At 70.0% G+C, this 22,762-nt stretch carries 22 protein-coding genes and 1 pseudogene; 20 read left to right on the top strand and 3 right to left on the bottom strand.

All coding sequences use genetic code 11. The annotated features are described in order from the left end of the window. Positions 1 to 54: 54 nt before the first annotated feature. From HNR40_RS48565 to hisG, 11 genes are all read left to right on the top strand, one after another. Positions 55 to 834: a helix-turn-helix transcriptional regulator gene (locus HNR40_RS48565; protein WP_312896813.1), complete on the top strand. Its 780-nt coding sequence runs from the start codon at positions 55 to 57 to the stop codon at positions 832 to 834. Beyond that, entirely contained in the window at positions 831 to 2,243 is a 1,413-nt protein-coding gene (gene sufB / locus HNR40_RS48570; RefSeq protein ID WP_184974170.1) for a Fe-S cluster assembly protein SufB, read from the top strand. The genes HNR40_RS48565 and sufB overlap by 4 nt, the downstream gene beginning before the upstream one ends. Further along, a complete protein-coding gene (sufD, locus tag HNR40_RS48575) occupies positions 2,243 to 3,364 on the top strand; it encodes a Fe-S cluster assembly protein SufD (RefSeq protein WP_184974172.1) in 1,122 nt (373 codons plus the stop codon). The genes sufB and sufD overlap by 1 nt, the downstream gene beginning before the upstream one ends. Positions 3,365 to 3,448: 84 nt before the next feature. Then, entirely contained in the window at positions 3,449 to 3,766 is a 318-nt protein-coding gene (locus HNR40_RS48580) for a non-heme iron oxygenase ferredoxin subunit (protein WP_184974174.1), read from the top strand. Continuing rightward, positions 3,767 to 4,513, top strand: coding sequence for a Fe-S cluster assembly ATPase SufC (gene sufC, locus HNR40_RS48585; protein WP_184974176.1), 747 nt, complete (start codon positions 3,767 to 3,769; stop codon positions 4,511 to 4,513). Then, on the top strand, positions 4,513 to 5,793 hold the full coding sequence (locus HNR40_RS48590; RefSeq protein WP_184974178.1) for a cysteine desulfurase: 1,281 nt from the start codon (positions 4,513 to 4,515) through the stop codon (positions 5,791 to 5,793). Before sufC ends, HNR40_RS48590 begins: the two co-directional genes overlap by 1 nt. A gap of 2 nt (positions 5,794 to 5,795) precedes the next feature. Further along, on the top strand, positions 5,796 to 6,233 hold the full coding sequence (sufU, locus tag HNR40_RS48595) for a Fe-S cluster assembly sulfur transfer protein SufU (RefSeq protein ID WP_184974194.1): 438 nt from the start codon (positions 5,796 to 5,798) through the stop codon (positions 6,231 to 6,233). Continuing rightward, positions 6,230 to 6,595: a metal-sulfur cluster assembly factor gene (locus tag HNR40_RS48600; protein WP_312896814.1), complete on the top strand. Its 366-nt coding sequence runs from the start codon at positions 6,230 to 6,232 to the stop codon at positions 6,593 to 6,595. Before sufU ends, HNR40_RS48600 begins: the two co-directional genes overlap by 4 nt. A gap of 310 nt (positions 6,596 to 6,905) precedes the next feature. Then, entirely contained in the window at positions 6,906 to 8,864 is a 1,959-nt protein-coding gene (locus HNR40_RS48605) for a DEAD/DEAH box helicase (protein ID WP_184974196.1), read from the top strand. 352 nt (positions 8,865 to 9,216) lie between these two features. Further along, a complete protein-coding gene (locus HNR40_RS48610) occupies positions 9,217 to 9,480 on the top strand; it encodes a phosphoribosyl-ATP diphosphatase (protein WP_184974198.1) in 264 nt (87 codons plus the stop codon). A gap of 14 nt (positions 9,481 to 9,494) precedes the next feature. Beyond that, complete coding sequence (gene hisG / locus HNR40_RS48615; protein ID WP_184974200.1) at positions 9,495 to 10,340, top strand: ATP phosphoribosyltransferase; 846 nt, start codon at positions 9,495 to 9,497, stop codon at positions 10,338 to 10,340. Positions 10,341 to 10,385: 45 nt separating this feature from the next. Here hisG and HNR40_RS48620 read toward each other — a convergent pair whose 3' ends face one another. After that, complete coding sequence (locus tag HNR40_RS48620; RefSeq protein ID WP_184974202.1) at positions 10,386 to 11,696, bottom strand: aminotransferase class V-fold PLP-dependent enzyme; 1,311 nt, start codon at positions 11,694 to 11,696, stop codon at positions 10,386 to 10,388. A 64-nt stretch (positions 11,697 to 11,760) separates the two neighbouring features. After that, positions 11,761 to 12,762, bottom strand: coding sequence for an EAL domain-containing protein (locus tag HNR40_RS48625; protein WP_312896815.1), 1,002 nt, complete (start codon positions 12,760 to 12,762; stop codon positions 11,761 to 11,763). Positions 12,763 to 13,378: 616 nt separating this feature from the next. Here HNR40_RS48625 and HNR40_RS48630 point away from each other — a divergent pair. The 5 genes from HNR40_RS48630 to HNR40_RS48650 all read left to right on the top strand — a co-directional run bounded on the left by HNR40_RS48630 (position 13,379) and on the right by HNR40_RS48650 (position 18,903). Beyond that, entirely contained in the window at positions 13,379 to 14,017 is a 639-nt protein-coding gene (locus HNR40_RS48630; protein ID WP_312896816.1) for an acVLRF1 family peptidyl-tRNA hydrolase, read from the top strand. A gap of 88 nt (positions 14,018 to 14,105) precedes the next feature. Further along, complete coding sequence (locus tag HNR40_RS48635) at positions 14,106 to 15,704, top strand: ABC-F family ATP-binding cassette domain-containing protein (RefSeq protein ID WP_184974208.1); 1,599 nt, start codon at positions 14,106 to 14,108, stop codon at positions 15,702 to 15,704. Positions 15,705 to 15,817: 113 nt separating this feature from the next. Continuing rightward, the gene (locus HNR40_RS48640; RefSeq protein ID WP_157247547.1) at positions 15,818 to 16,033 is read left to right on the top strand and encodes a helix-turn-helix domain-containing protein; all 216 of its coding nucleotides are present in this window, start codon (positions 15,818 to 15,820) and stop codon (positions 16,031 to 16,033) included. Positions 16,034 to 16,155: 122 nt separating this feature from the next. Continuing rightward, positions 16,156 to 16,977: an enoyl-CoA hydratase/isomerase family protein gene (locus HNR40_RS48645; RefSeq protein WP_184974210.1), complete on the top strand. Its 822-nt coding sequence runs from the start codon at positions 16,156 to 16,158 to the stop codon at positions 16,975 to 16,977. Between the two features lie 39 nt (positions 16,978 to 17,016). Continuing rightward, positions 17,017 to 18,903 (top strand): ABC transporter ATP-binding protein, encoded by a 1,887-nt coding sequence (locus HNR40_RS48650; RefSeq protein ID WP_184974212.1) that lies wholly within the window; start codon positions 17,017 to 17,019, stop codon positions 18,901 to 18,903. Here the strand turns inward: HNR40_RS48650 and HNR40_RS48655 are convergent. After that, positions 18,875 to 19,759: a sulfotransferase family protein gene (locus tag HNR40_RS48655; protein ID WP_184974214.1), complete on the bottom strand. Its 885-nt coding sequence runs from the start codon at positions 19,757 to 19,759 to the stop codon at positions 18,875 to 18,877. The genes HNR40_RS48650 and HNR40_RS48655 overlap by 29 nt on opposite strands. 42 nt (positions 19,760 to 19,801) lie before the next feature. Here HNR40_RS48655 and HNR40_RS48660 point away from each other — a divergent pair, with 42 nt between their 5' ends. The 4 genes and pseudogenes from HNR40_RS48660 (at position 19,802) to HNR40_RS48675 (ending at position 22,541) form a co-directional block, all read left to right on the top strand. After that, positions 19,802 to 20,527 carry an SIR2 family NAD-dependent protein deacylase gene (locus HNR40_RS48660; protein ID WP_184974323.1) on the top strand — a complete coding sequence of 242 codons (726 nt, stop codon included), beginning with the start codon at positions 19,802 to 19,804 and terminating at the stop codon, positions 20,525 to 20,527. Further along, positions 20,514 to 20,831 (top strand): annotated as a pseudogene (locus HNR40_RS48665) (LD-carboxypeptidase); the annotation flags it as partial. The gene HNR40_RS48660 and the pseudogene HNR40_RS48665, both read left to right, overlap by 14 nt. A 395-nt stretch (positions 20,832 to 21,226) precedes the next feature. Then, positions 21,227 to 21,580 (top strand): hypothetical protein, encoded by a 354-nt coding sequence (locus HNR40_RS55755; RefSeq protein ID WP_312896817.1) that lies wholly within the window; start codon positions 21,227 to 21,229, stop codon positions 21,578 to 21,580. Between the two features lie 43 nt (positions 21,581 to 21,623). Next, a complete protein-coding gene (locus tag HNR40_RS48675; protein WP_184974216.1) occupies positions 21,624 to 22,541 on the top strand; it encodes a hypothetical protein in 918 nt (305 codons plus the stop codon). The last annotated feature ends 221 nt before the right edge of the window (positions 22,542 to 22,762 follow it).

The following is a 22,762-nucleotide window of genomic DNA, read 5'->3' on the forward strand; positions in this document are numbered from 1 at the left end:
CCGCATCTCCGGAACCGTTTGTGAACGGGGAAGGAATTACGGCACACTGATGTTGTGAAAAACGTGACCTCCTCGATCGAGCCAGGAAGCGAGCGCAGCACACGCGCCCGCGTGGCCCGGCTGATCCTGGAGCACGGTCCCGTCACGGCCGCCGCGCTCGGCGAGCGGCTCGGGCTCACGCCCGCGGCCGTGCGACGCCACCTCGACGCGCTGCTGACCGACGGGATGATAGAGCCTCGCACCGTGCGGCCGCGCGGGCAGCGCGGCAGAGGGCGGCCGGCCAAGCTGTTCGCCATCACCGACGCGGGGCGCAGTGCTTTCGAGCACGCCTATGACGACCTGGCCGGGAGCGCGCTGCGTTTCCTGGCCGAGCGCATGGGTGAGGAAGCGGTGACCGAGTTCGCCCGCTCGCAGGTCAAGAGCCTGCTGCAGCGGCTTGAGCCGGTCATGGCGACAGTGCCGGAGGACCAGCGAGTGCACGTGCTGGCCCAGGCCCTGTCGGCAGAGGGTTACGCCGCCTCGGCCAGCAAGGCCAAGTCCGGCGGCGACCAGCTCTGCCAGCACCACTGCCCGGTGGCGCACGCGGCGGCGGAGTTCCCGCAGCTGTGTGAGGCCGAGACGGAGGCGTTCGCGCGACTGCTCGGCACCCCGGTGCAGCGCCTGGCCACCATCGCACACGGCGACGGGGTCTGCACCACGCATGTGAGCCCCGTTCGGATACAGGGAGCGCATCCGCCCGGCCAGCGCCGTGGAGGCCCGCCAGGGGCTTCGCGGACTGAGCGAGGAGCGGTGAGCGACCCATTGGACACTGAGAGCAAGGAGACCGGAAGGTGACTGTCACCGACCGCCCGGAGCTGGAAGGCCTCGGGAATTACAAGTTCGGCTGGGCCGACTCGGACGCGGCGGGCGCGGCCGCCAAGCGCGGCCTGTCCGAGGAGGTCGTCCGCAACATCTCCGCGCTCAAGAACGAGCCGGAATGGATGCTCGACCTGCGTCTGAAGGGCCTGCGGCTGTTCGGCAAGAAGCCGCTCCCCACCTGGGGGTCCGACCTCACCGCCATTGACTTCGACAACATCAAGTACTTCGTGCGCTCCACCGAGAAGCAGGCCGCTTCCTGGGAAGAGCTGCCCGAGGACATCAAGAACACCTACGACAAGCTCGGCATCCCCGAGGCGGAGAAGCAGCGCCTGATCGCCGGCGTCGCGGCTCAGTACGAGTCCGAGGTGGTCTACCACCAGATCCGCGAGGACCTGGAGGAGAAGGGTGTCATCTTCGTCGACACCGACACCGGCCTGCGCGAGCACGAGGAGCTCTTCAAGGAGTACTTCGGCTCGGTGATCCCGGTCGGCGACAACAAGTTCGCCGCGCTCAACACCGCGACCTGGTCGGGTGGCTCGTTCATCTACGTGCCGCCGAACACGACCATCGACATCCCGCTGCAGGCCTACTTCCGGATCAACACCGAGAACATGGGCCAGTTCGAGCGCACCCTGATCATCGTCGACGAGAACTCCTACGTTCACTACGTCGAGGGCTGCACGGCGCCGATCTACTCCAGCGACTCGCTGCACTCCGCGGTCGTCGAGATCATCGTGAAGAAGGGCGCCCGCTGCCGTTACACGACCATCCAGAACTGGTCGAACAACGTCTACAACCTGGTCACCAAGCGCGCCGTCGCCTACGAGGGCGCCACCATGGAGTGGATCGACGGCAACATCGGCTCCAAGGTCACGATGAAGTACCCGGCCGTCTACCTCATGGGCGAGCACGCCAAGGGCGAGACCCTGTCGGTCGCGTTCGCGGGCGAGGGCCAGCACCAGGACGCCGGATCCAAGATGGTCCACCTGGCGCCCCACACCTCCTCCAGCGTCATCTCCAAGTCGGTGGCGCGCGGCGGCGGCCGTACCTCCTACCGCGGTCTGGTGCAGATCGAGGAGGGCGCCCACGGCAGCGCGAGCACGGTCAAGTGCGACGCGCTCCTGGTCGACCAGATCAGCCGCTCCGACACCTACCCCTACGTCGACGTCCGCGAGGACGACGTCTCGATGGGCCACGAGGCCACGGTCTCCAAGGTCAGCGAGGACCAGCTGTTCTACCTCATGAGCCGCGGGCTCGGTGAGGACGAGGCGATGGCGATGATCGTGCGCGGCTTCGTCGAGCCGATCGCCCGCGAGCTCCCCATGGAGTACGCCCTCGAACTGAACCGCCTGATCGAGCTGCAGATGGAAGGAGCCGTCGGCTGATGGGCCTGAACGAGAAGCCCCTGTCGACCCTGCACGAGAAGTCCTCCTACAACCTGGACGACTTCGAGGTGCCCACGGGCCGCGAGGAGCAGTGGCGCTTCACGCCGCTGTCCCGCCTGAAGGGCCTGCACAACGGCACCGCCGCGGCCTCCGGCCACGTGATCGTGGACGTCGACGCGGCCCCCGAGGTCACCGTGGAGACGGTCGGCCGCGACGACGCCCGGGTCGGCAAGGCGTACGTGCCCGCCGACCGGGTCAGCGCGCAGGCCTACAACTCCTTCGAGAAGGCCACGGTCATCACCGTGCCGCGCGAGGTCGTCACCTCCAAGGAGACGGTCATCACGCTCACCGGCTCCGGCGACGGCGCCGCCTACGGTCACATCGTGATCAAGGTGGAGCCGATGGCCGAGGCCATCGTCGTGCTCGACCACAAGGGCAGCGCGGTCTACGCCGACAACGTCGAGTTCGTGGTCGGCGACGGCGCCAGGCTGAAGGTCGTCAGCCTGCAGGACTGGGCGGCCGACGCCGTGCACGTCTCCCACCACCACGCCCAGCTCGCCAAGGACGCGACGTTCAGCAGCTTCGTGGTGACGCTCGGCGGCGACCTGGTACGTCTGTCGCCCAGCGTCTCCTACACCGGCCCCGGCGGCGACGCCGACATGTCGGGCGTGTACTTCGTCGACGCCAAGCAGCACCTGGAGCACCGCCTCCTGGTCGACCACTCCGAGCCCAACTGCAAGAGCAACGTGGACTACCGCGGCGCCCTGCAGGGCGAGGAGGCGCACGCGGTCTGGATCGGCGACGTGATCATCCGCGTGGCGGCCGAGGGCACCGACACCTACGAGCTCAACCGCAACCTCATCCTCACCGACGGCGCCCGCGCCGACTCGGTGCCCAACCTGGAGATCCTCACCGGTGAGGTCGCCGGGGCCGGCCACGCCTCCACCTCGGGCCGCCTGGACGACGAGCACCTGTTCTACCTCCAGGCCCGCGGCATCCCCTTCGACGAGGCCCGCCGCCTGGTCATCAGGGGCTTCCTCGGCCAGCTCATCGAGAAGATCGAGGTCGAGTCGATCCGCGAGCGCGTGATGAGCGCGGTGGAAGCGGAGCTCGCGCGGTGAGCAGGAGAGAACCCGACGCAGTGAGCGAAGCGGTCCGCGAGGAACGAGCGGCCCGCGTAGCGAATGAGGAGTGGTGAACGACTCATGAGCTACGAGAAGGTCTGCAGGGTGAGTGACATTCCCGACTCGGGGGTCATCGCCGTCGAGGTGGGCGAGACGCCGGTCGCGCTCGTGCGCAAGGGCGCGGAGGTCTTCGCGCTGCACGACATCTGCTCACACGCCGAGGTCAAGCTCAGCGAGGGCGAGGTCTACGACGACACCCTCGAATGCTGGCTGCACGGATCGTGCTTCGACATCCGCAGCGGCAAGCCGACCGGCCCGCCGGCCACCAAGCCCGTGAACGTCTACACAGTGAAGATCGATGGCGATGACGTGCTCGTCTCGCTCTCGAAGGAGTCATAAATGAGCACTCTCGAAATCCGTGATCTGAAGGTCGCCGTCGAGGACAAGGAAATCCTGCGCGGCGTCAACCTCACCGTGAAGTCGGGCGAGACCCACGCCATCATGGGCCCCAACGGCTCGGGCAAGTCGACGCTGGCCTACGCCATCGCCGGCCACCCGAAGTACACCATCACCGGCGGCCAGGTGCTGCTCGACGGTGTCGACCTGCTGGAGCTGACGGTCGACGAGCGGGCCCGCGCCGGTCTGTTCCTGGCCATGCAGTACCCGGTCGAGGTCCCCGGCGTCTCGGTCTCCAACTTCCTGCGCTCGGCCGTCACCGCCATCCGCGGCGAGGCGCCGAAGCTGCGTGAGTTCGCCAAGGACCTCAAGGGCGGCATGGACGCGCTGGCCATCGACGCGGCCTTCGCCCAGCGCAACCTCAACGAGGGCTTCTCCGGCGGCGAGAAGAAGCGCCACGAGATCCTCCAGCTCGAGCTGCTCAAGCCGAAGATCGCGGTGCTCGACGAGACCGACTCCGGCCTCGACGTCGACGCCCTGCGCGTGGTGTCGGAAGGCATCAACCGCTTCCGCGAGTCCGGCGAGACCGGCGTCCTGCTGATCACGCACTACACCCGCATCCTGCGCTACGTGAAGCCCGACTTCGTGCACGTCTTCGCCGCCGGCAAGATCGTCGAGGAGGGCGGGCCCGAGCTGGCCGACAAGCTGGAGGCCGAGGGCTACGAGGCCTACACGAAGGCCGCCGTCTAATGTCAGCGGCCTTCGACGTGGAGAGGATCAGGAAGGACTTCCCGGTCCTCTCCCGCGAGCTGCCCGGCGGCCGGTCGCTGGTCTACCTCGACTCGGGCAACTCCTCGCAGAAGCCGGCGCAGGTCGTCGAGACCATGCGCGAGCACCTGGCGATGCACTACAGCAACGTCGGCCGTGCCATGCACGTGCTCGGCGCGGAGTCCACCCAGGCCTACGAGGACGCCCGTGACAAGGTCGCGGCCTTCGTCGGCGCGCCCTCGCGCGACGAGGTGGTCTTCACCAAGAACGCCTCCGAGGCGCTCAACCTCGTCGCCTACAGCTTCGGCCAGCGCTTCTGGCGCGCCTCCGGCACGACGCAACCGAACGAGGACCCGCGCTTCACCATGGGTCCCGGCGACGAGATCGTCATCTCGGAGATGGAGCACCACTCCAACATCGTGCCGTGGCAGATGCTGGCCCAGCGCACCGGCGCCACGCTGAAGTGGTTCGGCGTCACCGACGAGGGCCGGCTGGACCTGTCGGGCGACGTCATCACCGAGCGCACGAAGATCGTCTCGATCGCGCACCAGTCGAACGTGCTCGGCACCGTCAACCCCGTCGCGCCCGTGCTCAAGCGGGCCCGCGAGGTCGGCGCGCTGGTCATGCTCGACGCCTCCCAGTCGGTCCCGCACCACCCGGTGGACGTGGCCGCGCTGGGCGTCGACTTCGTCGCCTTCACCGGCCACAAGATGCTCGGCCCGTCCGGCATCGGCGTGCTCTGGGCCCGCGGCGAACTGCTCGAGGCCATGCCCCCGTTCCTGGGCGGCGGCGAGATGATCGAGGCGGTCTGGATGGACCACTCGACCTACGCGCCCTACCCGCACAAGTTCGAGGCCGGCACGCCGCCGATCGTCGAGGCCATCGGTCTCGGCGCCGCCGTCGACTACCTCCAGGCCGCCGGGATGGAGGCGATCGAGGCGCACGAGCGCGCCCTGACCGCCCACGCTCTCGACGCGCTGGCCGAGGTCCCGTCGCTGCGGCTCATCGGCCCGTCCACGCTGGAGGAGCGCGGCGGCACCGTCGCGTTCACGCTTGAGGGGATTCACCCGCACGACGTCGGGCAGATCCTCGACGACGAGTTCGGCATCGCGGTACGCGTCGGGCACCACTGCGCCCGCCCGCTTCACCTGCGCTTCGGAATACCCGCGACCACGCGGGCGTCGTTCTACCTGTACAACACCACGGGCGAGATCGACGCCCTGGTGCGCGGCCTCCATCACGTCCAGAAGGTGTTCGCATAGTCATGATCGGCGAGTCGATGTACCAGGAGCTGATCCTGGAGCACTATAAGCACCCGCAGGGCCGGGGGCTGCGCGAGCCGTACGATGCCGAGGTTCACCACGTGAACCCGACGTGCGGCGATGAGATCACGCTCCGGGTCAAGCTCGGCGACGACGGCAAGATCGAGGACGTGTCCTACGACGGCCAGGGCTGCTCCATCAGCCAGGCCGCCGCGTCGGTGCTGCACGAGCTGACCACCGGCTCGACCGTCACCGAGACGTTGTCCGTGGTCGACGAGTTCACCCGTCTCATGCAGGGCAGGGGACAGGTGGAGGCCGACGAGGACGTGCTGGGCGACGCCGTCGCCTTCGCCGGGGTCGCCAAGTTCCCGGCGCGGGTGAAGTGCGCGCTGCTGTCGTGGATGGCCTACAAGGACGCTGTGGTGAGGAGTGCCTCGTGAGTAAGCCAACGCAGACCCCGACGCAGGGGTATGACGGTCAGGCCACCGTCGAGGAGGTCATGGAGGCGCTGAAGGACGTCGTGGACCCCGAGCTCGGGATCAACGTCGTGGACCTCGGCCTCATCTACGGTCTCCATCTTGACCCGGCCGAGGGCGCCGACGCGCCTGTGGCCACCATCGACATGACCCTGACCAGTGCCGCCTGCCCGCTGACCGACGTCATCGAGGACCAGGCGCACTCCGCGCTCGACGGCATGGTCTCCGATGTGAAGATCAACTGGGTCTGGCTGCCGCCGTGGGGGCCGGACAAGATCACCGACGAGGGGCGTGAGCAGCTCCGTATGCTAGGCTTCAACGTCTGATCCCTAAGGGTCTGACTTTTTCTTGAGCTGCACGGCTGACGCAGCCCGCGTCAGCCGCTTCAGCGTGCCAGGGCGGGAATAGATCGATCTTCTCCCGTGTTGGCCACCACGTGCACCTGACGCATCATCTCGCGTCTTCAGCCGCCTGCGCCGGCACCGGGTGCGCGTAGACGACCGCCTCCATCAAGGCGGGCACGTCCCCACCCCGAGGTGTTTTCTCTGCACAGGTACGGCGCTGCCGTACGTCCCGGCTCGTCCTTTCGCAGAAGTGACGCGCCACTTCGACCGAAAGGCACGATTTTCCGTGACCATGCTTGACGTTGTCCTGCCCGAAACCTCCCCGGAGTCGGGTCCGTCCGAGTTCGAGCTGCTGGGCCTGCCCGCGCCGCTCGTGAACGGCCTCGCCCGTCAGGGCATCAACGCCCCGTTCCCCATCCAGAGCGCCACCATCCCGGACGTGCTGGCGGGTCACGACGTGCTCGGCCGCGGCCAGACCGGCTCCGGCAAGACCCTGGCCTTCGGCCTGCCGACGATGGTCCGCATCGCCGGTGACCGGCCCAAGCCCAAGCACCCGCGCGGCATGATCCTCGTGCCCACCCGTGAGCTCGCCCTTCAGGTGCACGACGCCCTGGAGCCCCTCGGCCGCGGCCTCGGCCTGCGCATGAAGGTCGTCGTCGGCGGCATGTCCATGGGCAAGCAGGTCGAGGCGCTGCGCCGCGGCATCGACCTGGTCATCGCCACCCCCGGCCGCCTCGGCGACCTCATCCGCCAGGGTGAGTGCTCGCTGTCGGAGGTCGAGGTCAGCGTCCTGGACGAGGCCGACCACATGTGCGACCTCGGCTTCTTCCCCGTCGTCACGGAACTGCTCGCGCAGACCGCGCCCGGCGGCCAGCGGCTGCTGTTCTCGGCCACGCTCGACGGCGACGTCGACAAGCTGGTGAAGAAGTTCCTGAAGGACCCGATCCACCACTCGGTGGCCCCGGCGACCTCCCCGGTCGACACCATGGAGCACCACGTGCTGCAGGTGACCCGCGACGAGAAGTTCGACGTGACCGCCGAGATCGCCAACCGCGAGGGCCGCACGATCATCTTCGTCCGCACCCAGCACGGCGTGGACCGGCTGTGCAAGCAGCTGGCCCGGGTCGGCGTGCGCTCCGGCGGACTGCACGGCGGCAAGCGCCAGAACCAGCGCACCCGGATCCTGGCCGAGTTCCGTGAGGGCTCCGTCAACGTCCTGGTCTGCACCGACGTCGCCGCCCGCGGCATCCACGTCGACAACATCAGCCTGGTGCTGCACGTGGACCCGCCGCAGGACCACAAGTCCTACCTCCACCGCGGTGGCCGTACGGCCCGCGCGGGGGAGAAGGGCACCGTCGTCACGCTGGTGCTGCCCAACGAGCGGCGCTCGACCGACCAGCTCACCCGGCGCGCGGGCATCCACCCGTTCCGCCTCAAGGCCGCTCCCGGCAACTCCCGGGTGGCCGAGGTCACCGGCGCCCGCGTTCCCAGCGGCGAGTCGATCCCGGTCTGGGAGCCCGACGTCAAGAAGCCGCTGCGTCCCCGTCGCGAGGGCGGCCATGGCGGCGGCGAGCGTCGCGGCCGTCGTGGCGAGCGTTCCTACGGACGTCGTCCCGAGAGCGGTGACCGCCCCACCGGCGGCCGTCGTCACGAGGACGGCGAGCGTTACCCGAAGCGCCACTTCGACGGCGGTCCCCGCACGGTCGGCGAGAACCGCCCCGAGCGTGACGACCGCGGTCAGAGCGGCGGCGGCTTCCGTTCGGGCGAGCGCTCCGGCGACCGCGGTCCCCGTGGGGGCGGCTTCCGCTCCGACGACCGTGGCCGTGGTGGCTACCGCTCCGACAACCGTCAGGGCTTCCGCTCCGACGAGCGCGGCCAGAGTGGTCAGGGCGGCGGGTTCCGCTCGGACGACCGTCAGGCCCCGCGTTCCGACGACCGTGGCGGCTTCCGCTCCGGCGAGGACCGCGGTCCGCGTGGTGGCGGGTACCGCTCTGACGACCGTCAGGCTCCCCGCTCCGACGACCGTGGCGGTTTCCGCTCGGACGACCGTGGCGCTCGTGGTGGCTCCTTCCGCTCCGACGACCGGGGCTCGCGTCCCTTCCGCGCCGACGACCGCGGCCCGCGCGGTGGCGCGTTCCGTGCCGACGACCGTGGCGAGCGCCGTCCGTTCTCGGCCGACCGCGGCGAGCGTCCCCGTGACGGCTACCGCTCCGGCAACACCGGCAACTCCGGCCGCCGTTACGGCCGCTGACCCCGGCTGCTGACCCTGGCCGCCGGGCCTGAGGCCCGGCGCGCCACCTGAGATCCCGGCCGATCATCGCGATCGGCCGGGATTTTGGCTTTCCGGTACGGCCCCGCCCGCCTTGACCTCGGAGCTGTGCCCGCCGTTCCCCCGGAGGAGGCACGGCGGGCCGCAGCACCCCGTTGTGTCCGCGCGCCCTGAGGCGCACTCCCCCGACACAGCGGTGAGCGTAGCGCCGAGCGCTTTCGATTCGTTATCGACGGACCGAAACCCGGGTGTCTCGGGTCGCGGACGCCGCACGTACGAAGCCGCCGCGAACGTTAGGCTGGACCCGCATGTCAGCCGACCGACGAGAGAGATCATGAAGACCTTCGAAGAGCTGTTCGCCGAGCTGTCAGACAAGGCCCGCCTGCGCCCCGAGGGATCGGGCACCGTGGCGGCGCTCGACGCCGGCGTCCATGCCATCGGCAAGAAGGTCGTGGAGGAGGCGGCGGAGAGCTGGATGGCCGCCGAGCACGAGTCGAAGGACCGCGCCGCAGAAGAGATCTCTCAGCTGCTGTACCACGTGCAGGTGCTGATGATCGCCCGGGGTATCGGGCTGGACGAGGTTTACAAGCACCTGTAGGGGGTTGACCACTGATGTTGCGGCTTGCCGTACCGAACAAGGGCGCGCTCAGCGAAGCGGCCCAGACCATGCTCAAGGAGGCCGGCTACCGGCCCCGCCGAGACAGCAAGGAACTGGTCGTCGTCGACGCCGACAGCTCCTGCGAACTGTTCTTCCTGCGCCCGCGCGACATCGCCGTCTACGTCGGCGAGGGCACGCTCGACGCCGGCATCACCGGGCGCGACATGCTCATCGACTCCGGCGCGAAGGTCGAGGAGGTGATGCCGCTCGGGTTCGGCGGCTCCACCTTCCGCCTGGCGGCCGGCAGCGGGCAGATGAGCTCCGTGCAGGACCTCAAGGGGCTGCGCGTGGCCACCGCGTATCCGGGGCTGCTGGAGAAGTACCTGGCCGAGTGCGACGTCGACGCCCGGGTGATCAAGCTCGACGGCGCCGTCGAGACCGCGATCCGCCTCGGCGTGGCCGACGCGGTCGCCGACGTGGTCGAGACCGGCACCACCCTGCGCAACGTGGGGCTGGAGGTGTTCGGCGAGCCGATCATGCGCTCCGAGGGCGTGCTGATCAGGGGCCGCGAGGGCGCGGGCACCCCCGGCCTCGAACAGGTCGTGCGCCGCCTGCAGGGCGTCATCCACGCGCGCGACTACGTGATGATGGACTACGACATCCGCGCCGAGCGGATCGAGGAGGCCATCGCGCTGACCCCCGGCATGGAGGGCCCGACGGTCTCGCCGCTCCACCGCGAGGGCTGGGTGGCGGTACGCGCCATGGTCCGCCGCAAGGGACACCAGCACGTGATGGACGAGCTGTGGGACATCGGCGCACGTGCCATCCTGGTCACCGACATCTACGCCTGCAGGCTGTAGCCCCGGGGTCTGCCGGCGATTACCGCCGGGAGGCCCGCTCCGGTGCTAGCGCAGGGCGGCGACCGCCTTGACGGCCCGGTCGACCTCCTCGGGCGTGTTCATGATCGTGGTCCCGAGGCGCAGCAGCGACTCGCGGTACGGGGTGCTGCTGGCCACGATCCGGTGCTGCTCGCGCAGCCTGCCCACCGCCTCGTACGGGTTGGCGATCCCGTCCACCTCCATGCACACCAGCCCGGCCGACAGCTCGGGCGCGACCGGCGTGGCCAGCTTGACGTGGCCGATCCCGGCCAGGCCGCTCTTGAGGCGGGTGGCCAGTTCCTGGATGCGGGCCTGGACCCGGTCCTTGCCGATCGCCTCCTGGAAGGCGAAGGCGGCGCCGGCCGCCCAGCGGTGCTCGAACGCCTTGTAGCCGCCGGGAGTGAAGTACTCGGCGGTGACCGGCTGCTGTGAGGACCCCTCGAAGAAGTAGTCGAAACTGGCCTGACCGAAACTCGGGATCAGCGGCACGACCGCCTCCCACGCCCGTCCCCACACGATGCCGGTGCCGCGCGGGCCGCACAGCCACTTGTGGGTGCCGCTGGCCAGGAAGTCGCAGCCCAGGTCCTCCGCGCCGTCGGCCATGGCGCCGAAGCCGTGCACGCCGTCCACGCACAGCAGCGCCCGATCCTTCTCCTCGCGGCCCTTGTTGGCCTCGGCGACGACCTCGGCCATCTCCTTGACCGGCAGCCGCACGCCGGTGCTGGAGTGCACCCAGGTGACGGCGACGATCCTGGTCCTCGGGCCGATCGCCTTGCGCAGCCGGCCGGCGACCTCGTCCACGGAGGCCTTGGCGGGCTCGTCGTAGAGGCGCACCCGGCGTACGGCGGCGCCGGTCCGCTCGGTACGCAGCCGCAGCGCCTCGTGGGTGGCCAGGAAGTCGTGCTCGGTGGTCAGCACGTCCTGGCCGGGCAGGAGCTTGATGCCGCCGTACAGGAGGGCCAGGCCCATCGTGGTGCTGTCGGTGAGCACGATCTGGGCCGGGGCGCCGCCCACATAGCGTGCCGCGGCCTCGCGTACGGCCTGGTCGGGGTTGCCCCCGGCGGGGAGGTACTCGGGGTCGGCGTCCAGCCCCCTGCGGTGCTCCTCGATCGCGCGGCGGACCTCGGCGGGGTGGCGGGCCAGCACGAACGCGGCGAAGTCGGCACGGTCCTTCGGCAGGTCGAACTGCGCGCGCACCGACGCCCAGTCGTCGGCCTTGAGCGGTGGCGCCGGACTGCCGCCGGTCGGGGCGGCCGCCGGGGGAGCGGAGGTGCACGCGCCCACCCCGGCCAGGAGGCCGGCGCTGAGCAGGGCCCGTCTGTTCAGCTGCTGGTTCACGCCTCCTGCTTACCCGCACGCGAGGCCGCGATACAGGGCCGATCCATCACGGTTTCACGACATGTCAGGTCTTGGAGACATGCCGGATCAGGTCGGAGACGCGGACGATGCCCAGGCAGCGGTTCAGCTCGTCGGTCACCACCAGGTCGTCGTACACACGCGTCGAGTCACGCCCCGCCGCCTGCATGGCCGCCACCGCCGGGGTGGTGCGCGGCACCGTCCTGGGCGGGTCGGCCAGCCGGTGGGCGGGCTTCTTGCCGTGCAGCGCGTGCCCGTAGCGCGCCGCGAACGACAGCAGGAACCGGCTGCGGTCCAGGCTCCCCTTGGGCCGCTGGTACTCGTCGACCAGGATCACGCTGGAGATCGACGGCTCGTGCCCGAACGCCGCGACCACGTCCTCGGCGTTGGCCTGCGCGGGCAGCGTCACCGCGGGCAGCAGCAGCTCCTGCACCCGGGGCCCCAGCATGAACGCCTCGGGGGTCTCCTCGGGCGCGGGCAGCGGCACCCGCACCCGCCCGTCCGGCCCCGGGGCCAGCAGCGGCCCGTAGGCCAGCCGCACACCGCAGTTGCGCGCCGCGCCCAGCTCGGCCTCGTCCTCGACGCCGGGCGCCAGCACATGCGCCCCCAGCCCGCGGGCCAGCGTCGCGGTCGCGCGCGCCACCGCGACACTGCGGTGATCGCGCGGCATCCGCGCTACCAGCTCCGTCTCCAGCGTCAGCAGGTACGGCGAGGCCTGCGCCACCAGATCCAGCGGCACCCCGCCCGACCCACTGAAGGCCAGCAGGTACCCGTGGGCCCGCAGCCCGTCGAGGCCGACCTTGAACACGTCCTTCTCGGTCTCCCCACACGTGCCCCGGAGGGTGAGCACCACCTCCCGAGGGTGCCGGCCGGCCCGGCGGAGCGCCTCGTGGAGCGGGGCCAGCGCGCCGGCGCCGTTCAGGACCACCTGGACGGGCAGGTCGAGCAGCAGCGGCAGCGGTCCCTGAGGGATGCTGTCTGTGGCGTGCGTCGCGATGACCGCCCCGGTGTCAAGATCTACGACAGGGGCTGTGAACTGGGAAGACACGCCAAAATGATCCGCCCGGCAGCGGGTGCGGCATAAGTGTCGGGAACCTAAATTCACCGACATTTCAGGCAGTGTTCCTTACCACCGAACCCCCAAATTCGCCACCCCCAACCGCACTCTCACCCAGAAACCCACCCCACCTGCACCCCCAACCCCACACCCCCCAACCCAAGCCCGCCATCCCGCCACACCCCACGCCAACAGCCCCCTGTCCATAACCCCACCCACGCCCCAACGGCCCCTGACCAGAACCCAAAACCCGACCCCATCAACCCACCCCCGCCTCCGTACAACCCTCGGGATGCCCTGCGGAGGCGGGCTGCCTCGCCAGAAGCGCTGGCGCAGAGGGCCTGTCCCAGGGGCGTGGGGTTGCACAGGAGGGGATGGCGCATGCGGAGGCGGGTTGCCCTTGGGGGTGGGTTTCCGGGGGAGGTGGGTGACGAAGGGCCGTTGCGGCGGGAACCACGTCCGACGTGGGAAGCGACCCCCACGATCGGCGCCCGCGCACGGCGGCGGGTGGCGGGTGGGTGGCGACAGCCGTAACGGATAGGAGAGCTCTAAGGGGAGAGAGAGATATCGTGCGGGGATGGGACCGGCGCGGGGTGGGGGGAGATGGGTGGCGGTCGCGCCTGGGCGGTTGAACAAGTGGATGGACGGGTTCGCCGACCGGCATGGGGCGTTCGAGGCCAGTGGGGATGGGCTGGTCGTGCGGTTGCGGGCCGAGGACGGGGCGCTGGCGGAGATGCAGGTGCCGTTTCCGCCGCTGGTCCAGGGGGCGCCCTACGTGTCCAGGTTTGTGGCGCATGCTCAGCGGGACCGGCGGGTGGGTGTGGTGCTGGTGCGGCTCGGGGGGTATGCGGCCGGGGTGTTCCAGGGGAGTGAGCTGGTCGCGTCCAAGGTGGGGTCGCGGCTGGTGCAGGGGCGTACGGCGGCCGGCGGCTGGTCCCAGCAGCGGTTCGCCAGGCGGCGCGCGCTCCAGGCCAACCAGGCGTTCGAGGCCGCGGCCGACACGGCGCTGCGCGTGCTGACGCCGCACCTGGACGGGCTGGAGGCCGTGGTGTTCGGGGGCGACAGGAAGGCCGCCGACGCGCTCAGGGCCGATCGGCGGCTGGCGCCGCTGGTGGCGCTGGAGGTCGAGCCGTTCCTGGTGGTGCCCGATCCCCGGCTGGCGGTGCTGAAGGAGGCTCCGGAGCAGTTCCGCGCGGTGCGGATCCGGGTTGTGGACCCAGAGCCGGGGGTCCGGCGGGGACCGTAGACTGGCCGCATGCACACTCCCGGTTAACCGGCGCAAGCATGCCCACGTCTCCGACGTCCTTTCCTAGCCCGGGAGCGTCCTTTCAACCATGATCCTTGCTACTGACATCGAGCTGCGCGCCGGTGCGCGTCTGCTGATCGAGAAGGCCAATTTCCGCGTCAACCCAGGCGACAAGATCGGACTTGTCGGCCGGAACGGGGCGGGTAAGACCACGTTGACCAAGGTGCTGGCGGGTGAGGGCCTGCCCGCCGCTGGCGCGGTCACCACCACGGGCGCGGTCGGCTACCTGCCGCAGGACCCGCGCACCGGCGACCTGCAGGTGCTGGCGCGCGACCGCATCCTGTCGGCGCGCGGCCTGGACGAGGTGCTGCGCAAGCTGCACCAGGCGGAGCTGGCGATGTCCTCGGCCGACGACAAGACCGCCGAGAAGGCCGTGCGCAGGTACGGCAGGCTCGAAGACCAGATGCACGTCCTCGGCGGCTACGCGGCCGAGGCGGAGGCGGCCTCGATCGCCTCCAGCCTGGGGCTGCCGGACCGGGTGCTGAAGCAGCCGCTCGAAACGCTCTCGGGCGGCCAGCGCAGACGCGTGGAATTGGCACGCATTCTTTTCAGCGGAGCGGAAACTCTCCTTCTCGACGAGCCGACAAACCACCTTGATGCAGACTCAATCGGGTGGCTTCGTGATTTTTTGCGATCACATCACGGCGGGTTGGTGATCATCAGTCACGACGTCGGTCTTCTTGAAGCGACGGTCAACAAGGTCCTCCACCTCGACGCCAACCGCTGCGTGATCGACCACTACAACGTCGGCTGGAAGGCCTATCTGGACCAGCGCGAGACCGACGAGAAGCGCCGCAAGCGCGAGCGCGCCAACGCCGAGAAGCAGGCGGGCGCGCTGCTGGCGCAGGCCGACAAGATGCGCGCCAAGGCCACCAAGGCCAAGGCGGCCCAGGACATGATGCGCCGCGCCAACCGCCTGCTGGCCGGCACCGAGGAGGAGCGCCAGAGCGACAAGGTCGCCAAGCTGCGCTTTCCCGACCCCGCCCCGTGCGGCAAGACGCCGCTGCAGGCGGTCGACCTGTCGAAGTCCTACGGCTCGCTGGAGGTCTTCACCGACGTCGACGTGGCCATCGACCGAGGTCACCGGGTCGTCATCCTCGGGCTCAACGGCGCCGGGAAGACCACGCTGCTGCGCATCCTGGGCGGCGTCGAGGACCCCGACACCGGCGAGATCCGCCCGGGCCACGGCCTCAAGATCGGCTATTACGCCCAGGAGCACGAGACCCTGGAGGCCGATCGCACCCTCCTGGAGAACATGCGCTCGGCCGGCGGGGAGTTCACCGACACCGAGCTGAGAAAGGTCCTCGGATCTTTCCTCTTCACCGGCGACGACGTTGACAAGCCCGCAGGGGTGCTGTCAGGAGGGGAGAAAACTCGGCTGGCCCTTGCGCTGCTGGTGTTGTCGAGCGCCAACGTCCTCCTCCTGGACGAGCCCACTAACAACCTCGACCCCGTCTCCAGGGAGCAAGTCCTCACCGCTTTGAGGTCGTATTCAGGAGCAATCGTCCTGGTTACCCATGACGAGGGTGCCGTTGATGCTCTTTCACCGGATAGGGTGATCTTGCTACCAGACGGAACTGAAGACGCGTGGAGCGAGGAATTTTCCGATCTTGTGGCACTCGCCTGATCTGAATTTGAGTGGGTACGGATCTTTTCCCGTGGAGTAGGTAGCCGATCCCGCTGAAATGACTGATCATGGCGGTGTAACGCTGCGGAAGTCTGGCACTACAGGAGGTACTCGTGGCCGAGACTCTGAAGAAAGGCACCCGGGTGACCGGGGCCGACCGCGACAAGCTGGCCGGTGATCTCAAGAAGCGCTACGCCGCGGGTGAGAGCATCCGCGCCCTGGCCGCTTCGACCGGTCGCTCCTACGGGTTCATCCACCGCATCCTCAGCGAGTCCGGAGTGACTCTGCGCGGGCGCGGCGGGGCGACCCGAGGCAAGTCCAAGCGCTAAGGCCGCCTCGGAACGTCGCGACCGCAGCCGCTTCGTCTCCAGTCGACCGGCCGTCGCGCCCGGGTCAGAATCTTATTCTGTAAGCTCGGGCGCGACGGCACAGCGACGGACGGAGCGACGCGATGGCGGAAGCGAAGGCGCCTTATCAGCGCGGGGGGAGTGCGAGGGACGCCTCTTTCGAGGAGGCGGGTCTGCGCTTCGAGGTGGACGGTGAGATTGCCACGATCACGCTCGCACGACCGGAAAAGCGGAACGCGCAAACGTTCGCGACCTGGTCGGCACTGGCCGGCATCGGCGACAGCCTGCCGGAGCGGGTACGCGTCGTCGTGGTGAGAGGTGAGGGACCGTCCTTCTCGGCAGGGATCGACCTACGCATGTTCACCCCTGAGGGGGTTCCGGGACAGGGCTCGTTCAGCTCTGTGGCCCGGCAGGATCAGGACACGTTCGACAAGGGGATCGAACGAGCACAGCAGGGTTTCCTGTGGTTGCGCCGTCCGGAGATCGTCTCGATCGCGGCCGTTCAGGGTCATGCGATCGGCGCCGGATTCCAGCTCGCGCTCGCCTGCGATCTACGGATCGTGGCCGACGACGTCAAATTCTGCATGAAGGAGCCCGCACTGGGCCTGGTCCCCGACCTGACCGGCACCAAGCCGCTGGTCGAGCTGGTGGGCCTCGCCAAGGCGAAGGACCTGTGCCTGACCGCCCGCATCGTCGGGGCGGAGGAAGCCTTCCGGATCGGCCTGGCCGAACAGGTCGTCGAACCGGGTGAGCTGGCGAAAGCCGTACAGGAGAAGGTCGCGCAGTTGCTGTCGACCAACAGGGACGCGGCCGCGGCGACCAAGCGTCTCCTCCAGGGGGCGCCGACGCGCACCCTGGAGGAGCAGAGCGTCGCCGAGCGGACGGAGCAGGCGGCGCGGATCCGGGCGTTGTTCGCCGGGAGCTGAGAGGGGAACAGCCGTTCGCGCCCGCGTGCTGACCAGACAATGGCGATGATGGGTGGCGGGTTCGGCCCGCAGGCGATGCGGTCGCTGCGCCGTGACGAGTCGGTCATGGACCAGCGGCTGAAGCCTGGCACGGTGCGGCGCATCGCCTCCTACGCGCGGCCGTACAAGAAGCAGATCACCGCGTTCCTGGTGCTGGTCGTGGCCGGTGCGGTGATCGTGGTGGCCAACCCGCTGCTGATGAAGGCCATCATCGACGACGGCATCCTGCCCAAGCAGCCGGGCGTGGTGATCGCGCTGGCGGTCTCGATCGCGGCGCTGGCCCTGCTCGACGCCGGGCTGACGCTGGCGCAGCGGTGGTTCTCCTCGCGCATCGGCGAAGGTCTCATCTACAACCTGCGCACCGAGGTCTTCGACCACGTGCAGCGCATGCCGGTGGCCTTCTTCATGCGCGCCCAGACCGGCGCGCTGGTCTCCCGCCTCAACACCGACGTCATCGGCGCCCAGCGCGCGCTGACGAGCACGCTGTCGTCGGTGGTGTCCAACGTCATCAGCCTCATCCTCGTGCTCGGCGCCATGCTCGCGCTGTCGTGGCAGGTCACGCTGGTCGCGCTGGTGCTGCTGCCGGTCTTCATCGGGCCTGCCAAGTGGGTGGGCCGCCGCATGTCCGCGCTGACGCGCGAGCAGATGCAGCTCGACGCCGAGATGAGCTCGGTGATGACCGAGCGTTTCAACGTGGCGGGCGCGATGGTCGCCAAGCTGTACGGCCGGCCGCAGGAGGAGACCGAGCTGTTCGGCAAGAGGGCGGCCAGGGTGCGCGACGTCGGCGTGACCGTCGGCATGTACGCCACCGTCTTCCGGGTCGCGCTCGGCCTGGTCGCGGCCCTGGCCACCGCGCTGGTCTACGGCATCGGCGGCGTCCTGGCCACCCGCGACGTCTTCGAGCTCGGCACGCTGGTCGCCCTGGCCGCGCTGCTCATGCGCCTGTACGGCCCGCTGACCTCGCTGTCCAACGTGCACGTGGACGTGATGACGGCGCTGGTCAGCTTCGACCGGGTCTTCGAGGTGCTCGACCTCCGACCGATGGTCGCCGAGAAGCCGGAGGCCAGGCCGCTGCCCGACGGGCCGGTCACGATCACCTTCGACGACGTGCACTTCCGCTACCCGGCGGCCGAGGAGGTCTCGCTGGCCTCCCTGGAGTCGGTGGCCCGCCAGGACACCGGCCCGTCGCACCCGGTGCTCAAAGGCGTCTCGTTCACCGCGGAACCGGGTCAGCTGATCGCCCTCGTCGGCCCGTCGGGAGCGGGCAAGACCACGATCACCTCGCTGGTATCGCGCCTGTACGACGTGAACGAGGGCGCGGTGCGCGTCAACGGCGTGGATGTGCGCGACGCCACGCTGGCCTCGCTGCGCGACACCGTGGGCGTCGTCATGCAGGACGCGCACCTGTTCCACGACACCATCGGCGCCAACCTCCGCTACGCCAGGCCCGGCGCCGAGGAGGAGGAGATCTGGGAGGCGCTGCGCGCGGCGCAGATCGCCGACCTGGTCGAGTCGCTGCCCGACCGGCTCGACACCGTCGTGGGCGACCGGGGCTACCGGCTGTCCGGCGGGGAGAAGCAGCGCCTGGCGCTGGCCCGGCTGCTGCTGAAGGCGCCGCGCGTGGTCGTGCTGGACGAGGCCACCGCCCACCTGGACTCCGAGTCGGAGTCGGCCGTGCAGCAGGCGCTCAAGACGGCGCTGGCCGGGCGTACGTCGCTGGTCATCGCCCACCGGCTGTCGACGATCCGCGAGGCCGACACGATCCTCGTCGTGCAGGACGGCCGCATCGCCGAGCGCGGCGGGCACGACGAACTCCTGGAGCGCGGCGGGCTGTACGCCGAGCTCTACCGCACCCAGTTCAGCTCGACAGGTAGCCCAAGCGCGTGAGCTCCTGCCTGGCGACCTTCTCCACCAGCGCCAGGTCGTCGGGGCGCAGGCCGGAGCGCCAGGAGCCGACCTTCGGGACGCGCGGGCCGTACAAGGCGACCTTCGACACGCGCGTCTCCAGGAACTCCGACACCGACGCGATCGTCTGCGCGGGCCGCTGCACGAGATCCTCGTAGCGCAACGTCAGCAGCTGGTCGGCGGGCAGGTCGCGGCGCAGGGAGGCGCTCAGGCGCACGGCGCTGCGCCAGCGCAGCGCCGACTTGCCCGCGGCCGGCATGTCCTTCCAGCGCTCGCGGTGCTCGTCGCGGTTGAGCCCCAGGAACGCGTTCGGGAACTCGGTGCCCTCGGCCAGCATCACCGGACGGAACCAGGCCAGGCACGACGGGTCGGCCAGCATGTCCACCGCCACGTCGCGGCCGTCGCGGATCAGCTGCACGAACCGGGCGTCGGGGAAGGCCTGCTGCAGCACCGGCGCGCTGTAGAGCAGGTCGGGGCTGGCGTCGCCGAAGCGGGTCACGGTGTTGGTGGCCACGCACGGGCCGAGCCCGGTCACGCCGCCCGCCTCGCGGCAGGTCCGCGGGCACAGCCCGCACGAGTCGCGCAACACCTGCCACGCCTCGGCCAGCGAGTCGCGCAGCACCCGGACGGCGCCCGGACCACCGGCGATGGAGGGTTTGCGGGCGAAGGCGTAGACGACGTTGGCCACGCAGGCCCGGCCCGTCGTCACGTGGAAGCCGGGGGAACGTTTCAACGCGCGGGCGAGCTGGTCCGTACCCGAATGCGGGGCTCCGAGCAGGAACACCGGGCGGCGGACCTTGATGCCGTTGACCACGAGGATGTGAGGCGGAAGTCGCATACGGCATCCAAGTGTGACACCGTTTGCCAGGTGAGCGAGCCAATGTCGGTGACCGTCCTGACAGGTGCGGGAATCTCCACGGATTCCGGGATTCCCGACTTTCGCGGGCCCCAGGGAGTATGGACGAAGGACCCCGCGGCCCAGGAGCTGTACACCATCGACAACTACCTGGCCGACCCCGGCGTACGGCGCCGCGCGTGGATCGGCAGGCGCGAGCACGCCGCCTGGGACGCCTGCCCCAACGGCGGCCACGCCGCCCTCGTCGAGCTGGAGCGGGCCGGCCTGCTGCGTGCCCTGCTCACCCAGAACATCGACGAGCTCCACCAGCGCGCGGGCAGCTCGCCGGAGAAGGTCATCGAGCTGCACGGCACGCTCTTCCACGTCGTCTGCATGTCCTGCGGGCTGCGCACGCCCATGCGCGAGGTGCTCGACCGGGTCGACGCGGGCGAGGAGGACCCGCCCTGCCCCGAGTGCGGCGGCATCCAGAAGGCCGACACGATCTCCTTCGGCCAGGCGCTCAAGCCCGTCGTCATCCACGCGGCGCTGGAGGCGGCGCGGTCCTGCGACCTGTTCCTCGCGGTGGGCACGTCGCTGACCGTGCATCCGGCCGCCGGGCTGTGCGGCGAGGCGATCGACGCCGGCGCCCGCCTGGTCGTCATGAACGCCCAGCCCACCCCCTACGACGAGTTCGCCCACGAGGTCGTCCGCGAGCCGATCGGCGAGGCGCTGCCGGCGCTGGTGAAGGAGCTGGTTCATGCGGCCGGGTGACACCGTCGCCGTCGTCTCCCCCTCAGGACCGCCCGACGCCGTCCGGCTCGCGCGCGGGGTGGCGCTGCTGGAAGGGCTCGGCGTGCGGGTCGTGGTGGGCGCGAACACGATGGCGCGGCAGGGCCTGCCGTACCTGGCCGGCTCGGACGCCGCGCGCGCCGCCGACCTGCAGGCCGCCTGGTGCGATCCGGCCGTCACCACGGTGTTCTGCTCCAGAGGAGGGTACGGCGCCGCCAGGATCCTCGACCTGCTCGACTGGAACGCCATGCGGGCCGCCGGGCCCAAGACGCTGGTGGGGTCGAGCGACGTGACGGCTCTGCACCACGCGTTTCGGGTGGAGCTGGGAGTGGCGACGCTGCACGGGCCGATGCCGGCCTGCACGACGTTCTCCGACGAACGCGGGCCGGAACCGGCGACGTGGGCGTCGCTGACCGGGGCGCTGAAGGGCGAGCCGTGGTCGGTGGCGGGCACGTCGATGCTGTCGGAGGCGCGCGCCGGGGGCGTGGGCCCGATCGCCGGTTCAGTCACTGGCCCGATCGCCGGTCCGGTCGCTGGCCCGATCGCTGGTTCGGTCGCCGGTCCGGTCGCTGGCCCGGTCGCTGGTCGGGTCGCTGGTTCGGTCGCCGGTCCGGTCGCTGGTCGGGTCTCTGGCTCGATCGCTGGTCGGGTCGCTGGTCCGATCGCCGGGGGAACCTGTCGGTGCTGGCGTCGTTGTGCGGGACCCGGTGGCAGCCGCGCTTTACCGGAAATATCGTGTTTTTGGAGGATGTGGGGGAGGCGCCTTACCGCGTCGACCGGATGCTCACGCAACTCCTGCGGGCTGGGGCCTTCGAGGGAGTGCTCGGCTTTGCGCTCGGCTCCTGGGAGGACTGCGGGGACCCGTACCCCGTTCTGCGGGAGCGGTTGCTGCCGCTCGGCGTCCCCGTGCTGGCCGGGCTTGCCGTGGGACACGGCACTCCGCAGCTGAGTGTCTGGCTTGGTGCGCTTGGTGCTATCGATACCGAATCGTGCTCGCTGGCTGGTCAGTTCAGCGACGTCGACACGGCAAGGTAGGAGAAACACGCAGGGACGAAACCGGCATGAGGGGATAGAGCGCGTGAAATTCTTCAGGCGTGAGCCGTCCCGCCGCCGCCCTGAGGACGTGGACCTCGATTCGCTTCTCGCCCTGGTGGCGGACTCCCTGGGCTACGGCTGCGACTTCGCCGCCGACGGCGCCACCCTGACCCTGACGCCCGGCCCGGACGGTGGTGTCCGGTCGGCGTTCGACCTGGGCAGGGACACCCGGCCGATGCGCGACGGGCTCGTGCTGGTGCGCCTGACCGGCCTGCGCAGGGAGGCCGGCCGCAGGCCGCGCGAGGACTGGCCCACGCTCGTCTCCGAGTACCTCGGCAACGCGGTCTCCGGTGACCTGGTCGACTTCTGCGACCTGGACCAGGTACGCCCGCTGCTGCGTACCCGCGTGGAAGCCGTGGACGCCGTCGAGGACCTGACCCGCGTCGTCGGCCGCCACCTGAACGGCGACCTGGTGGAACTCCTGAGCGTCGGCCCCCGCCTGATCCGCCCGGAGGAGGCCGGCTGCTGGCCGCTGCCGTCGGCCAAGGCGCTCGAGCTGGCCTCCAGGAACGTACGCGAGGACGAGCGGCTGACCGTCGAGTCCATCGAGCTGTCCGGCACCCCCGTCACCCGCCTGACCGGCCCATCCCCGACCGCCCCGACACACCTGCGCTGGCTGCCGGACTACCTTCCGGTGCCGAGGGACGGGGTGCTGGTGGTGCTGCCCGACCCGTACACGCTGCTGGTGCACCCAGTCAACGGCCTCGGCGTCGTCCGCGCCATCGAACGGCTGCGCCTGCACGCCGCCCGGACCGACGGCCTGAGCGACCAGGTGTACTGGTGGCACGAGGGCCGCCTGACCCACCTGCGAGCCGACATCGTGCTGCACGAGGGCCACGCCCGCCTCGTGGTCACCCCACCCCCGGACTTCGCCCAAGTCCTCGCCCGCCTAGCCGTCTGAGCCAGCCTCCGCCTGAGCCAACCTCGGTCTGAGCCAATCTCCGCCTGAGCCAACCTCGGTCTGAGCCAATCTCCGCCTGAGCTAGCCTCCTTCTGAGCCTGCCTCCGTTTGAGCTCGCCTCTGTCTGGGGCCGCTTGACCGTCTGAGCCAACCTCGGTCCGAGGCCGTCTCCGCCAAAGCGCGCCTGGGTCTGAACTAGCCTCTGTTTGAGCCAGGCTCCG

Source organism: Nonomuraea endophytica (genome assembly GCF_014203235.1).
Taxonomy (GTDB): Bacteria; Actinomycetota; Actinomycetes; order Streptosporangiales; family Streptosporangiaceae; genus Nonomuraea; species Nonomuraea endophytica.

What these genes read in the sequence shown, in the direction of transcription:
- HNR40_RS48605 (WP_184974196.1), top strand. Translation starts at nt 6,906, where the DNA reads ATGCTTGACGTTGTCCTGCCCGAAACCTCCCCGGAGTCGGGTCCGTCC.
- HNR40_RS48610 (WP_184974198.1), top strand. Translation starts at nt 9,217, where the DNA reads ATGAAGACCTTCGAAGAGCTGTTCGCCGAGCTGTCAGACAAGGCCCGC.
- sufD (WP_184974172.1), top strand. Translation starts at nt 2,243, where the DNA reads ATGGGCCTGAACGAGAAGCCCCTGTCGACCCTGCACGAGAAGTCCTCC.
- sufU (WP_184974194.1), top strand. Translation starts at nt 5,796, where the DNA reads ATGATCGGCGAGTCGATGTACCAGGAGCTGATCCTGGAGCACTATAAG.
- sufC (WP_184974176.1), top strand. Translation starts at nt 3,767, where the DNA reads ATGAGCACTCTCGAAATCCGTGATCTGAAGGTCGCCGTCGAGGACAAG.
- HNR40_RS48660 (WP_184974323.1), top strand. Translation starts at nt 19,802, where the DNA reads ATGTCGGTGACCGTCCTGACAGGTGCGGGAATCTCCACGGATTCCGGG.
- HNR40_RS48650 (WP_184974212.1), top strand. Translation starts at nt 17,017, where the DNA reads ATGGCGATGATGGGTGGCGGGTTCGGCCCGCAGGCGATGCGGTCGCTG.
- HNR40_RS48590 (WP_184974178.1), top strand. Translation starts at nt 4,513, where the DNA reads ATGTCAGCGGCCTTCGACGTGGAGAGGATCAGGAAGGACTTCCCGGTC.
- HNR40_RS48580 (WP_184974174.1), top strand. Translation starts at nt 3,449, where the DNA reads ATGAGCTACGAGAAGGTCTGCAGGGTGAGTGACATTCCCGACTCGGGG.
- hisG (WP_184974200.1), top strand. Translation starts at nt 9,495, where the DNA reads ATGTTGCGGCTTGCCGTACCGAACAAGGGCGCGCTCAGCGAAGCGGCC.
- HNR40_RS48645 (WP_184974210.1), top strand. Translation starts at nt 16,156, where the DNA reads ATGGCGGAAGCGAAGGCGCCTTATCAGCGCGGGGGGAGTGCGAGGGAC.
- HNR40_RS48635 (WP_184974208.1), top strand. Translation starts at nt 14,106, where the DNA reads ATGATCCTTGCTACTGACATCGAGCTGCGCGCCGGTGCGCGTCTGCTG.
- HNR40_RS48655 (WP_184974214.1), bottom strand. Translation starts at nt 19,759, where the DNA reads ATGCGACTTCCGCCTCACATCCTCGTGGTCAACGGCATCAAGGTCCGC.